Below are 14,265 nucleotides of genomic sequence, written 5' to 3' on the forward strand. Positions count from 1 at the left end.
TTTAAAAAATTAATTACAATTGTTGTATAGTCTGATATATTACATAATTCTATAATACCCTATACACTTTTACTTATACAACTCGAAATGCGATAATTAATAAGTCTTATGATTATTTCTTAAATATTTAAATTTCAAAGTGAATCGTTATATGTATTCACTCAAAAAATCATTTTAACACGAATGTTAAGTGAATGTTATAAATTTCTATTTTCATAAAGATGACAAATTGTAAGTTTTCACTTACAATTACTAAGTGTTAATTAAAGAGGAGTGTCAAATTAAATGTTTGAAGCTATTATTTATAATATTTCTGTTACAGTAGCAGGTATCTATTTATTTCATCGCTTACAGTATTCAGAAAATAAAAACATGGTGTTTTCTAAAGAATATGTTACTGTTTTAATGACCATAGTAGCACTTTTATTATCTGCATATCCCGTACCATTATTTAACCAATATACGCTTTACTTAACCTTCATACCTATACTCTTCTTAGGTAGATATACAAACATGTTTTACACTGTGCTTTCAGCATTAATCGTAGGGTTAGTAAACGTTCTAATTGGTGACTATACGATTATTGCAGCTATGATACTCATCGTTATCGCTGTGATTGTTGGTGCTGTCGGCCCATTTTTAAAACAAAACGACATTATTTCACTACAAATTCTTAATGCGATTACACTTGTTATTTTCTTTATCTTATCACTCATAAGTCCGTATTACGAAATTACAGAGGTATTATTCCTAATACCTATATCATTTATATTAATGATTACTTCGTCAATTACATTTGTAGATATTTGGTATTTTTTCTCTTTAGTAAATCGTTATGAAAATGAAGATAAGTTTGATTATTTAACAGGTTTAGGTAACGTTAAAGAATTCGACAGACACCTTAATGAAACGACAAGCATCGCTGAGAAAAATAACCAAAGTATTGGACTGTTGCTCATCGATATCGATGGCTTTAAAGATGTAAATGATAAATTTTCGCATCAATCTGGTGATGCCGTACTAAGACAAGTTGCACAACTTCTTAAAAATTATGTACCGCAAGAATTTAGTATTTATCGTAATGGTGGCGAGGAATTCTCTATTGTTTTATACGACTATACTTTAGATCAATGTGTTAAATTAAGCGAGAGTATTCGTGGTGGTGTAGAACAATCGACTTTCCATTTGCCTAATAAAGAGGTTATTAAGTTATCTGTTTCAATAGGTGTTGGCTATTTAACAGCAGATGATTATAAATCACAACGTAAAGTGTTTAAAATCGCAGATGATATGTTGCATATGGCTAAAAATGAAGGCCGTAATCAAGTGATGTTCAACCCTATTGTTAAACTATAAATCCCTTTAAAACATATTTATAGTTGTGTCTATATGAGCTCAGTCCATAAACCTATTGTTAAACATAACTTGGGAGTTGTTCTATCTTAAAATAACTTCCTAGTACCTCACAACATGATTTATACTAATCAAAAGACAAACACTCATCAGAAGTTGTTTGTCTTTTTTTGATAGACTTAAATCCCTATCAAATCAACTTTTAATACGAAATACATCTCTAACTTGAACAACCGTTATGAATTAAACTATCATTTACTTCATATACTAAAAACTTTAAGTTTTTTATATTTAGAATTCATCAAATCATTATGACAAGCAGTGTTAATCTAATGAAGTAGCTACTAACTTTAATATCTTTAGCTAAAACTTTCAATTCTATAAACTGTTATAGTTATACAATTGAGTTTGTTACAATATATAATGGAATATAAAAAAATGATGATGGCGTATGAATTGCTATTGAAAGTTTCAATTGTACAATGTAAACTTTCAATTGTTCTAAAATTTTTCAGGGGGTGCAAAGCTATGTCAGATTCAATTACGATTATTGATGAGGATAAAGTCATTGATGTCGTGCTTATTGCAGGAAGAATTTTACTTGAAAGTGGCGCTGAAACATACCGTGTTGAAGACACGATGACACGTATAGCTGCGAGTTTTGGTTTAGATGATACATATAGCTTTGTGACATCTACTGCAATTATTTTCTCACTAAATAACCGTACTAATACACGGCTTGTCAGAATTCGCGAACGTACAACAGACTTAGAAAAAATTGCTTTGACTAACAGTCTCTCACGAAAAATTTCTAATAATGAGCTTAATATAGATCAAGCAAAATCTGAATTGGTACATTTGCATCACGCTTCTTTACAATATTCATCCATAACTAATTTCTTGGCAGCACCGATTGCATGTGGCTTTTTCCTATTCATGTTTGGTGGAATCATCCAAGACTTTATTTTCGCTATCATTGCTGGCGCGGGTGCTTTTTTAACCTTTAATTATGTACAACGTTACATACAGATTAAATTCTTTTCTGAGTTCATTAGTGCAACAGTGGTTATCATGATAGCCTCTGCTTTCACCAAAATAGGTTGGGCCCATAATCAAGATATTATAACCATTGCTGGTGTAATGCCTCTTGTACCTGGTATTTTGATTACTAACGCTATACGTGATTTGATGGCTGGAGAATTACTTGCTGGTATGTCACGTGGTGTTGAAGCGGCGTTAACTTCATTTGCTATTGGTGCTGGTGTTGCTATAGTTTTATTAATATTTTAAAGAAGGAGTGCTAACATCATGGCCATTGTATATTATTTTTCACAATTTATAATTAGCTTTCTTGCAACAATGCTATTTTCAATTCTGTTCAATGCACCAAGACGCCTCCTTTTAGCATGTGGTTTTGTAGGCGCAATGGGCTGGATAATCTATAAGTTGACCTTTGATGGTGATTTAGGTAAAGTGCTAGCATCTTTTCTAGGTAGTTTTATCTTAGGATTAATGAGTCACGTCATGAGTAGACGATACAAACGGCCTGTAATCATCTTCATTGTACCTGGTATTATTCCACTTGTACCAGGTGGCTTAGCATATGAAGCGACACGATTTTTAGTAAGTAATGAATACACACACGCTGTTAATACATTTTTAGAAGTAACTCTAATTTCAGGAGCAATTGCTTTTGGTATTTTATGTGCAGAGATTATTTATTATATCTATACACGGATAAAACAACATTATGGTAAAATGAATGGCAAAACTTATAAAAAATCTTACAATATGAACAATAGAGCTTAACTTTAAGGGGTGTTTTTATGAAACAAGACATAATTGAAAGACTGACAAGATACGTAACTATTGACACACAATCCGATCCAGAATCTAATACGACACCATCTACAGAGAAACAGTGGGATTTATTAAACTTGTTAAATGATGAATTGACTGACTTTGGATTAGAGACGGACATCGATGAACAAGGCTACTTATTTGCAACATTAGAAAGCAATGTGGATGCTGATCTACCGACTGTTGGTTTTTTAGCACACGTCGATACATCACCAGACTTCAACGCTACGAATGTCAATCCACAAATAATTAAATCTTATGATGGCAAACCGATTCAACTTGGAGATACGAGTCGCGTTTTAAGTCAAGATGTTTTTCCAAACATGAAAAACGTTGAAGGCCACACACTTATGGTTACAGATGGAACATCATTATTGGGCGCTGATGATAAAGCTGGTGTAGTTGAAATTATGGAAGCTTTAAAATACCTAACTTCACATCCTGAAATAAAACATGGGCGTATACGTGTTGCATTTACGCCAGATGAAGAAATCGGTAGAGGTCCTCATGAATTTGATGTCGAACGCTTTAACGCTGACTTTGCGTACACGATGGATGGTAGTGAATATGGAGAATTACAATATGAAAGCTTTAATGCTGCTGAAGCGATCATAACTTGTCACGGAGTCAACGTACATCCAGGTTCAGCAAAAGACGCTATGATTAATGCTGTATTATTAGGTCAGCAATTTAATTCATTACTTCCACCAAACGAAGTCCCTGAAAGAACTGAAGGTTATGAAGGTTTTTATCATTTGATGAAAATGAATGGTGACGTTGAAAAAACAACACTTCATTATATTGTTCGCGATCATGACAGTAATCAATTTGACTTGCGTAAAAAACGTTTAGTCGAAATTAAAAATGATATCAATACGCATTTTGAAGACAATCCTATTGAAATTGAAATCAATGATCAATATTATAATATGGGTGAAAAAATTTCGGCAAATCCACATGTTATTGACATACCAAAACGTGTTTTTGCTAAATTAAATATCCCAGCCAATACCGCCCCAATTCGTGGAGGTACAGATGGTTCACAACTCTCTTATATGGGGTTACCTACGCCAAATATCTTTACTGGCTGTGATAATTTCCATGGTCCTTTTGAATACGCATCTATTGATGTAATGGAGAAAGCTATTAAAGTCATTATCGGCATTACTGAAGAAGTCGTACAAACTTATCAAAAATAATTATATATGTATTAAAATAGGTTCCAAGACATTTTCATATGTCTCGGAACCTTAATTTTTATCATGCTTAACAACATATTCTCACTAAAGGATAGCAACATAACGGATGCAGTTACTAAAAACTATTTATCATAATAATAATTTGAAACGCCATTCAAAAAGAAAACTAGCGACGCACTTTAATCCTGAATCTATTTGTTTATATCAAATTGCGTTTTTAATAACTTAATCGCTTGAACAGTGTAATGCCTGATTTGAATTCCCATTTTAAAATCAGTAAAACTTTCTGGCATTTCAATAAATGTATTAAACATTGCGGTAACACCTATAGATTCAAACAAATCAAACTTATCATCAGTGGCACAAATTGCTATTGAAGGCTTATTATATTTTGTAGCTAATTCTGCTAAGCGTAAGGTTGTTGTTTCAAGAATTTGATCTTCTTCATTTATACCTTCACCAAAAATGATTAAATCTGCTTGCTCAATCAATGCATCTAAATGTGTGATTTGATCTACGAGTTCATGGCTAGTCATGATTTCTGCATTATAGAGCGCATTTAATACTGCAGCGATACCACCACCAGCGCCACCTCTTTGCACTGGCCCAAGCACAAGTCTTAGTTCACTTTTGAACATTTCACTTAAGTACCAAATCAAGTTATCAATTTCAGCAGCATTGCTACGTGTTATCCCATAAGCCTCATAAGTCTGCATAATCTCACTATTTTTACCATAAATTTTACTATCAAAATCTGACATTAATTGAAAACGTACGTTATTTAATTTTGGATGTAATCCGGAAATATCAATTTTACGTATATATTTCAATTTATGGCTACCTTGTCGTAAGTCAATTTCCTGCGCTTCGTCATCGTAAAACTTAGCACCCAATGCTTGTAACATACCAGCGCCTCCATCAAAGCTACCCATACCACCAAGGGAAATAACAATATGCGTCGCGTCGTTCTCTAAAGCACCTAATATAACTTCTCCCAAACCATAACTTGTACGTTCATTAATTGGCTTTTGACCTTTTAAAAACAGATTACCTTCAATCACAGTCATACCACTATCTGTGATGCCATATACAGCTTCTACTTCTTCCATATCAGCATCATGTGTCAACATTCTATATTTAGTACCTGACTGCCAAAGAAAGACAGAATCCATAAGCTCATGGCGTCCATTAAATAAAGGTACTTGCACTATGTCTGCTTTTTCAATTTGGCTAGCTACCGCTTCTTCAACATAACGATTCGCTTGATAGCTGGAAATAATCCCATTAAATTCATCCATCGCAACTAAAACTTTCATTTTTGTCACCTCTAGTATTTTTATTTTAAAAATTTTAATTGATAAAAGTAAAAAATTGGATATATGATTACTTTTCAATTTTATACACCCGAATATATGAACACCACATACTTTACCTGTATATGTGCAACAATAAAATCGTAGTCTACATTTCTTATTCAATTATTTATTATACATGCCAGAAGAAAATTTTTCACATTATAAGAAACGCTTGTTAAACACCTACCTCATTGATAAGCGCTTAACAAGCGTTTGAATCTGTATTTTATTGTAGTTTATTCTTCAGCGCTTGCTAAAGTCGAAACATTAATGTCTTCATGACTCGCATTCCAAATTGCTTGTCCCTCAACAAAATAAAATGCTTGTGGTGATTCATGTTTTACACTAGTTTTTTCTTCTATATAATCAGATAATTCACGTTCTTGTTGTACAATTAAATAATAACCATCCATATCTCTTTCATATAAAAATTTGTTGAATTGGTCAATTGCATTTGCTGAAATCGGGCATGTTTCGCTATGTTTCAGTACAAATACATATTTATTTTCATTAATAATTTGCTCAAACTGGTCAATCGAACTCAGCTTTATAGCCATTCTATTCACCTCTAAAAATATTTAACACACATTGATTTTTCAAAAAGTGTGAAATTTACACGATATACTCGCATCATTGTTTCCAATTATACACAACTCTCTTTTTGTTGTTAACTGTTTATTTTAAATTTTATAACTTTAGTAAAAAATCTTTTTAATTAAAGTCTTCTTTCACATTATTATATTCTTTGTCAAAATCAGCGTCAAACTCCTCTAAATCTTCACCCTTCTTAGGTAAATCTTTAGCATTGATTTTGTCCAATTGTTCGCTAATATCTATCGTCTCTTTTCGAGTTTCATAATAATTTTGTAAGCTGTAATACATTTCTATGGCATTTTTACGAGCATCATTGACATAATTATTTGTTATTGCTGTTTGATTCAAATCTTTAATTTGCTTATCAATTAAAGGCATAATTTGTGTTTCTATAGACTGTTTTACTTTTGTAGCATCCGTTGAGTTCGCTTCTTTTTCAGCTGTGTTTTTCAACTCTTTATTATTTTGCTCTAATTTATGTTTAAAATTATTTACATCAGTTGTCGAACCAGCGTCACTTGCTTTTTGTATATGTGCTTCAACCTGGGATCTATTTTTTTCAAATAACTTAGTATAATCTAAGATATCTTCGTTTGCCTTAACTGCTTGATTGCACAAATCTATGAAGTTTTTTAAGTTATTAATAGCTGCTTTTTTATCTTCCACTGACTTTAAATATGTTGATTTTAATTCTTTAGTTTCTTCAGAATCAGCAGGTAGTTTTTTTGCTGACGCTTCATAATTATCTAGCTTAGGAATCAATTTACTATTTACTTTATTTTGCAACTCGTTAAATTCTTTTTTATTTTTATCTGTCATATCTGTCTTGCTTAGATCATCTAAACGCTTTAAATGAATATCATCTATGACTTTTTTTAGTTCATTCTCCTTGGTTTTTACGTCATTAAGCGTACTATCAAAGTCTTTAAATTCGGTAGCTCCTTCATTGCCACATGCGCTTAGTGTAATTGAAAAGCAAAACAATAAAACAATGCAAATTATTTTTTTCATTTCTGCACTCCTTATCAATCAGTATTATACAGAAACTTATTTAACTTGAAAATGATATATGATATATTGTTTCAGAATTTACAGTTTAACAGTTCTATCAAAACATTGAAAGGCGTGGACAACCTACATGTATTCTCATATCCAACCATTAATAACAGAAGATCATAACAACATTTATGGACAACGATACCAAGAACTAAGCGACATCCTCTTTAACTTACTTGATACACCTGTTAAATCAACACATCATATCGGTGGAACTTCACACTTTAACTATCCTACCGAGCCTATTCTAGATATATTAGTGGGTGTAAATAATTTACACGACATTACATCCCTAGATGAAAAACGTTTGAATTATGAGGGATTCTACCGCTTGCACCATCCATATAAGAAAAAAGTGGTTATGGCACAATTTAATAACTTAATTGAATTGAAACAAGTCACTCGTTTACATATCATACAAAAGGACTCGAAACTTTATAATGATTATTTGCAAACAAATTTTTCACTCAGTAAAAAGAGCCCCTTAGTCACGACATTTGGCCAAGCAAAACAATCTGCTTCAACTACTGCTATAAATATCCGCGACTATGAAAATAAGAAGCAACAGCTGTTTGACAATTTCATAAAACATTTAAGTGATGGCTTGAAAGATACTGATTTGTAATTAAATATGCTTAAACACTTATATGAATATATCAAAATGATTAAAATAGGTATTTATAACTTGCACATGTAATTTAAGTCACTTTAACTAAAATCTTGTTTCTACATGAAATCCTTAAATGTATCAATTAAAGTTTTAAAAAATAATGAATATTATCCTAAGATTTTAGCCAAGCGCACAAATCATTGGTATAATAAATAAATGAATTCAACAAGAAAGGATGTTCTATAGTTGCATAAAGATAACATCTTAAAGGAATTAAAAGCAATTGTACCATCAGAAATTATTAAAATTGATGAGCCCTTAAAAAAGTATACTTATACGCAGACTGGTGGTAAGGCTGATTATTATCTTTCCCCTACCAAAAATGAACATGTTCAAGCCATCGTTCACTATGCCTATACTAAAGATATTCCTGTAACCTATTTAGGAAATGGTTCTAATATTATTATTCGCGAAGGTGGTATTCGTGGAATTGTTATTAGCTTACTTTCACTTGATTATATCGATGTATCAGATGATGCAATCATTTCTGGTAGTGGCGCAGCAATCATAGATGTTTCGCGCACTGCAAGAGACCATGCCCTAACAGGACTTGAATTTGCATGCGGTATACCTGGCTCGATTGGCGGCGCTGTATTTATGAATGCAGGTGCTTATGGTGGAGAAGTAAAAGATTGTATAGATTATGCCCTTTGTTTAAATGATAAAGGCGATTTGATTACGTTAACGAATAAAGAATTGGAATTAGATTATCGTAATAGTATTGTGCAACAAAAACACTTAGTGGTCTTAGAAGCTGCATTTACACTTGCACCTGGTAATCTAGAAGATATACAAGCGACTATGGATGATCTAACTGAGAGAAGAGAAACAAAACAGCCATTAGAGTACCCATCATGTGGTAGTGTTTTCCAACGTCCACCGGGCCATTTCGCGGGTAAATTAATTCAAGACTCTGATTTACAAGGTCATCGTATTGGCGGAGTTGAAGTATCTAAAAAGCATGCTGGCTTTATGGTGAATGTTGATAAAGGTACGGCTACTGATTACGAAGATTTAATTCACTACGTTCAAGAAGTTGTAAAAGAAAAATTTGACGTTGATCTCCATCCAGAAGTGAGAATCATTGGAGACCATCCTGTTGATTAATAGGAGTAAAGACTATGATTAATGTATACGGTTCTACAGTAGATAATGAATCTCGGTGTACACATTATCAAACACCATTAGACATCATTGCGATTAAATTCAAATGTTGTAACAAATACTATCCTTGCTACAAATGTCACAATGAACATGAAAACCATAGCATACAGCGATGGAATTCAGATGAATTTAATGAAAAGGCAATTTTATGTGGCGTTTGCCATCATGAAATGACCGTAAATGATTATATGATGATTGAAGCTTGTCCTGAGTGTGATGCACATTTTAACAATCGTTGTAAGTATCACTATCATTTATATTTTTCAGTTTAATTAACTATTTAAAAATACGTGTCACATCATTTTTGATTAAACAGAAGATGTAACACGTATTTTTTATACTTACTTGTTATATTTGGATAATATTAAAACAACACCTTCACAAAAGTTGAAGGTGTTGTTTATTTTAAGTATTAGTATTTATGTACCAAACTATTTCATTTGTTATAACTTTATTTATTAATTCAAAATTTCACACTTTGATCGTATGACGATTTTTCAGATAGGCTATTAATGATCTATTTTATCACTAACAAATTGAACGAAAGTCTCTACATCACCTTTTTGAATATCCTTCATAGGCATTGGTCCAATATTAAATTTAAAATTAATCTTTTCACCATCATAGTCAATTGATTCTATTTCATTATACGCGATACTTCTATAATAAAATTCCCCGTTCATATCCACATTTAAAATAACTCTTTCGCTTGTGGCTATAAAAGCACCTTCAAATTCTGAAGAACCTTGTACAGAATATTCTATCGTCCCTAATACATTAGGTCCTTTTTTCTCAGTTGGATATAAATCATTTGGATTAACATTATCTAATATCATGTATCTCAATCCCCCTACATTCGATGTTTTAATTTTTACAAGTTGATGTTAGAGGTTTATTTTCTAAAAATCAACTTGTATTCTTTATGTGATTATAACATTACTAACTTAAAGTTTAATAATATATTGATTTATTCAAAATCAATATAACATGTATATCCAATCATTATTTATAATATTATATATGTGTTGTAACTTAATAATTCTACTATTTCTTAATCAGCTATAAGACTGGCTTCGCACATAAAAAAAGAGAGCCTAGTATGCTCCAGACTCTCGATTCAGATGTTTCCCCACAAATAACATCTTTAACTTTATTTTTCTAATGCCTTCTCAACTTCTTCAATTTGTTTAATTGCTGTTGTTGTAGAACCACTTGCAAAGTACCAAAGTTTAGGATCTAACTCATACACTTTGTTATCTTTAATTGCATCCACGTCTTTAATCACATCATTACCTAATGCATTTTTAGCTGTTGATTTACCACCAATTGCTTGTCCACGGTCCATTGCAAAGATAATACTTGGATTTTTCTCTGCTACGTATTCATTAGTGACATTTTGACCATGTTTACTATTTTTAATATTATCATCAGCTGGCGTGAAGCCCATTGTGTCGAATATCATTGCACCGAAACGTTCTCCTGCTCCGAATGTTGATAATTCACCTTCATTTACTAATAAGAATAAAGCTTTGTTATCTTTTAAATCTTTTGTTTTATCTTTGATACCAGCAATTTTATCATCTAATTTTTTAGTTAGTGATTTTGCTTTGTCTTCTTTATCATAAATTTTACCTAAAATTTCAGTATTCTTTTTCAATGAATTTACTTCATCTTTATCGTCAACACCAACGTAAACTACTTTTGCATCTGGTGCAGCTTTTTTAAATTCATCTAGATTTTTTTGATTCGCTGTTCGTCCAGAAATATAGATAACTTCTGGTTTAGCTTCTGCAACTTTATCGAAATTAACTTCTTTTAGACTTCCAGTATTCAAATATTTTTCATCTTTGAAATCACTTAAGAAATCTGGCAATGATTTATTGCCTTCACCTTTAGGAAGTGCTTTAACTTTATCTTCAAGTCCCATTTCTTTCATTGTATCTAAAGTACCATAATCAAAGACAACTGCATTTTTGGGATTTTTAGGAACTTCTACAGTTTCTTTAACAGCTTTAGCATCACTACCATCGCGTTTTTCACCACTTGCTTGATAGTTATTTTCAACCTTTACTGTTTTATCTGAACTTTCACCCTTTGAATCAGCATCTGAATTCTTTTTGTCATCTGATCCACCATTGCTACATGCTACTAATAAAAACATTAAACCTACTACTAATAATATACTTAATTTTTTCATGTGCTTAACTCCTCCTGTATTTCTAAATGGTGCACTCCTTTTTTATGTCCCTAAAAGTTAACAACGTTACAGTTGCATCACTCCCCTCAAAGTCAACATTAATTACATTGAATGTGCCAATGCTAAATCTTGATGCGCTGTTAACTCATCGTAATAAACACATATACGTTGCCCACGAATTTCTTCAATCCTAACATCCATATCGTATAGCGTTTTTAATACATCTGTTTGTATAACATCATTTTTTGTACTGGCTTTTACAAGTTGACCGTCTTTTAATGCGATGATGTCATCAGAATAGCAAGACGCAAAGTTAATATCATGAATCACAACGACTATCGTTTTATTCAAATCTTGCGCGAGCCTACGTAGTGTTTGCATAATCTGAACTGAATGTTTCATATCAAGATTATTCAATGGCTCATCTAATAATATGTATTCAGTGTCTTGAGCAATCGTCATAGCTACATAAGCTCGTTGGCGTTGCCCTCCAGAAAGTGTTTTTAAATAACGATCTCTTATTTCATTTAATTGTAATAAGTCTAATGCGTATTCAACTTGATCTCTATCTTCTTGTTTTAATCGACCTTTTGAATGTGGAAAACGTCCAAATTTCACAAGTTCTTCAACAGTAATATTTAATTCTGTATGGTTGGATTGTTTTAAAATTGCTAATTTTTTAGCTAACTCATTACTTTTGTAATCCCTAATTAACTTTCCTTCAATTTCAATCGTACCTGATTCAAAGTCAATCAACCTTGTTATAGCTGACAAAAGTGTACTCTTCCCTGCACCATTTGGACCTATCATAGTTGTCAATTTTCCTTTGTTGATTTCAACGTTTATATTTTGCAAAATTGCTTTATCTTGTATCGTCTTATTAAGACCTTGAACTTTGATCAATGCGCATGTCTCCTTTTTATTAACAGATAAATGAAGTAACTTCCACCAACTAAATCAATGATAATGCTAACTTGCGTAGTTGCTTCAAAGAAATTTTCAACGACTGCTTGGGCTAGAATTAAACTTAACCAACTAATACAAATCGTTGCTGGCAAAATATACTTATGTTTATATGTTTTCATTAATTCATGTGCTAAATTGACTGTTAGTAAACTTAAGAATGTGATAGGTCCAACTAAAGCTGTTGAAATTGATACCAACACAGACACTAAAATTAATAATAATCGCGTTAAAGTTTTATATGATATCCCTAAGTTAATCGCTTGGTCTCGACCTAATAACAGCACGTCTAAATATGGTATTGCGTATACAGTGATCAGGATAAGAACAATAAGTATAATGCCACATAAGGTTACGAGCTTACTATTGGAAGCATCAAAATTTGCAAACATTGCGCTTTGGACCGCTAAAAAATCTTCTGGATTTATAATTAGTTCTAAAAAGCCTGTAATACTTCTAAAGAAAGTTCCTAAAATGATACCAACCAGTAATATAAAATACACTGATACATCACCAATACTAAAAATACCTTGGAATAGTAGTAACGAAAATCCAATCATAACTATTATAGAAATTAAAAAGCTTAAATATAAATCTGTAACAAATACTGATTGTACACCGAATACGAATATAATTAGTACTTTTACAAACATATAAATCGCATCTAATCCCATTATAGAAGGCGTTAGTAATCTATTGGTCGTAATCGCTTGGAAAATAACTACAGATGCTGCTATTGCACCACCTACTAAAACCATAAGTATGAGCTTTCTCAAACGACTAGTAAATTGATATCGGAATATTTCAAAATCAATACCTACTAGAAGGTAAACCGCTGCTACTATGACCGTACAAGAAATTAATATGTACATTTTTGTTTTAGCGCTAATTTGCATAGTTATGTCTTCCTTTCATTAGCAAGATTAAGAAAATAATAGTGCCAAAGACACCAATTGTTAAGCCGATATTAATCTCATATGGATAAACAATCAGTCTGCCGATAATGTCTGAAAACATAACAAAAATTGCACCTAACATTGCTGTATGCGGTAAAGCATTTTTCAAATGATCTCCTCTAAAAATCGATACAATATTTGGGACAATAAGCCCTAAAAAAGGTAATGTTCCTACGGTAACAACTACTAAAGCTGTAATCGTGGCTGTGATAAATAAGCCAATGTTAATAATTCTTTCGTAGTTAACACCTAAATTATTACTGAAATCTTTTCCCATTCCTGCGATTGTAAAATGATTCGCAAAAATATATGTAAATATTAGTAACGGTATACTTAAGTATAAAATTTCATACCTTCCACTCGTAATAATGGCAAAATTACCATTTAACCAGTTACCGATACTTTGAACTGTATTCGTTCTAAGTGCTATAAAAGTTGAAAAACTCGAAACAATACCACCGAGCATGATTCCTAACAGCGGAATAAAAATAACATCGGTAAAACGAATATATTGAACTAATTTTACAAATAAAAAAGTACCTGCAATACTCAAAACTACTGCAAAAACTAATTTAATCATGATATTTTCTTGAGGGAAAAATATCATTGATATTAAGATGCCTAGTTTTGCCCATTCCATAGTCCCAGCTGTAGTTGGACTCACAAATTTATTTTGCATCATTTGTTGCATGATCAAGCCAGCGAGTGCTAGCGTACTACCTGATATTAATATACTAACAGTCCTTGGAATTCTACTTGAGACTATAATATTCATTTGCTCTTTAGAAAGTGTGAAAATGTCAGTAATTGAAACCTTACTCACACCTATAAAAAGAGAAAGGATAGTAAGTAATGATAAAATGATAGCTAAAACAATACCATTTAAAAAAAATTTCAT

The 14,265-nt window shown here is 31.8% G+C and carries 15 protein-coding genes; 7 read left to right on the forward strand and 8 right to left on the reverse strand.

Translation table 11 applies throughout. The features are described from left to right. Positions 1-285: 285 nt before the first annotated feature. The 4 genes from gdpS to pepT all read left to right on the forward strand — a co-directional run bounded on the left by gdpS (position 286) and on the right by pepT (position 4,412). Complete coding sequence (gene gdpS, locus ACM591_RS11495; RefSeq protein WP_029377679.1) at positions 286-1,356, forward strand: GGDEF domain-containing protein GdpS; 1,071 nt, start codon at positions 286-288, stop codon at positions 1,354-1,356. Between the two features lie 525 nt (positions 1,357-1,881). After that, on the forward strand, positions 1,882-2,643 hold the full coding sequence (locus ACM591_RS11500; protein WP_029377680.1) for a threonine/serine exporter family protein: 762 nt from the start codon (positions 1,882-1,884) through the stop codon (positions 2,641-2,643). 18 nt (positions 2,644-2,661) lie between these two features. Further along, on the forward strand, positions 2,662-3,162 hold the full coding sequence (locus ACM591_RS11505; protein WP_228064924.1) for a threonine/serine exporter family protein: 501 nt from the start codon (positions 2,662-2,664) through the stop codon (positions 3,160-3,162). 17 nt (positions 3,163-3,179) lie between these two features. Further along, positions 3,180-4,412, forward strand: a complete 1,233-nt coding sequence (gene pepT / locus ACM591_RS11510) for a peptidase T (RefSeq protein ID WP_326026801.1) — start codon at positions 3,180-3,182, stop codon at positions 4,410-4,412. Between the two features lie 191 nt (positions 4,413-4,603). On the opposite strand, the gene ACM591_RS11515 is transcribed toward pepT, so the two are convergent. The 3 genes from ACM591_RS11515 to ACM591_RS11525 all read right to left on the reverse strand — a co-directional run bounded on the left by ACM591_RS11515 (position 4,604) and on the right by ACM591_RS11525 (position 7,372). Beyond that, positions 4,604-5,728, reverse strand: a complete 1,125-nt coding sequence (locus ACM591_RS11515) for a glycerate kinase (RefSeq protein WP_029377683.1) — start codon at positions 5,726-5,728, stop codon at positions 4,604-4,606. Positions 5,729-6,003: 275 nt separating this feature from the next. Next, positions 6,004-6,324, reverse strand: a complete 321-nt coding sequence (gene ytxJ / locus ACM591_RS11520; protein WP_029377684.1) for a bacillithiol system redox-active protein YtxJ — start codon at positions 6,322-6,324, stop codon at positions 6,004-6,006. A gap of 154 nt (positions 6,325-6,478) precedes the next feature. Continuing rightward, complete coding sequence (locus ACM591_RS11525; protein WP_029377685.1) at positions 6,479-7,372, reverse strand: EMYY motif lipoprotein; 894 nt, start codon at positions 7,370-7,372, stop codon at positions 6,479-6,481. 127 nt (positions 7,373-7,499) lie between these two features. Between ACM591_RS11525 and ACM591_RS11530 the strand changes: the two genes are divergently transcribed. From ACM591_RS11530 to ACM591_RS11540, 3 genes are all read left to right on the forward strand, one after another. Beyond that, positions 7,500-8,042, forward strand: coding sequence for a GrpB family protein (locus tag ACM591_RS11530; protein ID WP_081224876.1), 543 nt, complete (start codon positions 7,500-7,502; stop codon positions 8,040-8,042). A gap of 231 nt (positions 8,043-8,273) precedes the next feature. Beyond that, positions 8,274-9,194, forward strand: a complete 921-nt coding sequence (gene murB / locus ACM591_RS11535) for a UDP-N-acetylmuramate dehydrogenase (protein WP_081224875.1) — start codon at positions 8,274-8,276, stop codon at positions 9,192-9,194. Between the two features lie 14 nt (positions 9,195-9,208). Then, a complete protein-coding gene (locus tag ACM591_RS11540; RefSeq protein WP_029377688.1) occupies positions 9,209-9,523 on the forward strand; it encodes a CHY zinc finger protein in 315 nt (104 codons plus the stop codon). 237 nt (positions 9,524-9,760) lie between these two features. On the opposite strand, the gene ACM591_RS11545 is transcribed toward ACM591_RS11540, so the two are convergent. The 5 genes from ACM591_RS11545 to ACM591_RS11565 form a co-directional block, all read right to left on the reverse strand. Continuing rightward, positions 9,761-10,087 (reverse strand): PH domain-containing protein, encoded by a 327-nt coding sequence (locus ACM591_RS11545; RefSeq protein ID WP_029377689.1) that lies wholly within the window; start codon positions 10,085-10,087, stop codon positions 9,761-9,763. Positions 10,088-10,401: 314 nt separating this feature from the next. Beyond that, positions 10,402-11,448, reverse strand: a complete 1,047-nt coding sequence (locus ACM591_RS11550) for a ferrated catecholamine ABC transporter substrate-binding lipoprotein SstD (protein WP_029377690.1) — start codon at positions 11,446-11,448, stop codon at positions 10,402-10,404. A gap of 102 nt (positions 11,449-11,550) precedes the next feature. After that, complete coding sequence (locus tag ACM591_RS11555; protein ID WP_029377691.1) at positions 11,551-12,351, reverse strand: ABC transporter ATP-binding protein; 801 nt, start codon at positions 12,349-12,351, stop codon at positions 11,551-11,553. Then, on the reverse strand, positions 12,348-13,307 hold the full coding sequence (locus tag ACM591_RS11560) for an iron chelate uptake ABC transporter family permease subunit (RefSeq protein ID WP_418354386.1): 960 nt from the start codon (positions 13,305-13,307) through the stop codon (positions 12,348-12,350). The genes ACM591_RS11555 and ACM591_RS11560 overlap by 4 nt, the downstream gene beginning before the upstream one ends. Further along, a complete protein-coding gene (locus tag ACM591_RS11565; protein WP_029377693.1) occupies positions 13,297-14,265 on the reverse strand; it encodes an ABC transporter permease in 969 nt (322 codons plus the stop codon). Before ACM591_RS11565 ends, ACM591_RS11560 begins: the two co-directional genes overlap by 11 nt.

The organism is Staphylococcus sp. Ze2, from assembly GCF_048568365.1.
GTDB classification, from domain to species: Bacteria; Bacillota; Bacilli; order Staphylococcales; family Staphylococcaceae; genus Staphylococcus; species Staphylococcus xylosus.

Bases quoted from the DNA above. Each gene is read 5' to 3' on its own strand.
- ACM591_RS11505 (WP_228064924.1), top strand. From the start codon at position 2,662: ATGGCCATTGTATATTATTTTTCACAATTTATAATTAGCTTTCTTGCA.
- pepT (WP_326026801.1), top strand. From the start codon at position 3,180: ATGAAACAAGACATAATTGAAAGACTGACAAGATACGTAACTATTGAC.
- ACM591_RS11540 (WP_029377688.1), top strand. From the start codon at position 9,209: ATGATTAATGTATACGGTTCTACAGTAGATAATGAATCTCGGTGTACA.
- ACM591_RS11525 (WP_029377685.1), bottom strand. From the start codon at position 7,372: ATGAAAAAAATAATTTGCATTGTTTTATTGTTTTGCTTTTCAATTACA.
- ACM591_RS11565 (WP_029377693.1), bottom strand. From the start codon at position 14,265: ATGAAATTTTTTTTAAATGGTATTGTTTTAGCTATCATTTTATCATTA.
- ACM591_RS11530 (WP_081224876.1), top strand. From the start codon at position 7,500: ATGTATTCTCATATCCAACCATTAATAACAGAAGATCATAACAACATT.
- ACM591_RS11560 (WP_418354386.1), bottom strand. From the start codon at position 13,307: ATGCAAATTAGCGCTAAAACAAAAATGTACATATTAATTTCTTGTACG.
- ytxJ (WP_029377684.1), bottom strand. From the start codon at position 6,324: ATGGCTATAAAGCTGAGTTCGATTGACCAGTTTGAGCAAATTATTAAT.
- ACM591_RS11515 (WP_029377683.1), bottom strand. From the start codon at position 5,728: ATGAAAGTTTTAGTTGCGATGGATGAATTTAATGGGATTATTTCCAGC.
- gdpS (WP_029377679.1), top strand. From the start codon at position 286: ATGTTTGAAGCTATTATTTATAATATTTCTGTTACAGTAGCAGGTATC.
- ACM591_RS11500 (WP_029377680.1), top strand. From the start codon at position 1,882: ATGTCAGATTCAATTACGATTATTGATGAGGATAAAGTCATTGATGTC.
- ACM591_RS11545 (WP_029377689.1), bottom strand. From the start codon at position 10,087: ATGATATTAGATAATGTTAATCCAAATGATTTATATCCAACTGAGAAA.
- ACM591_RS11550 (WP_029377690.1), bottom strand. From the start codon at position 11,448: ATGAAAAAATTAAGTATATTATTAGTAGTAGGTTTAATGTTTTTATTA.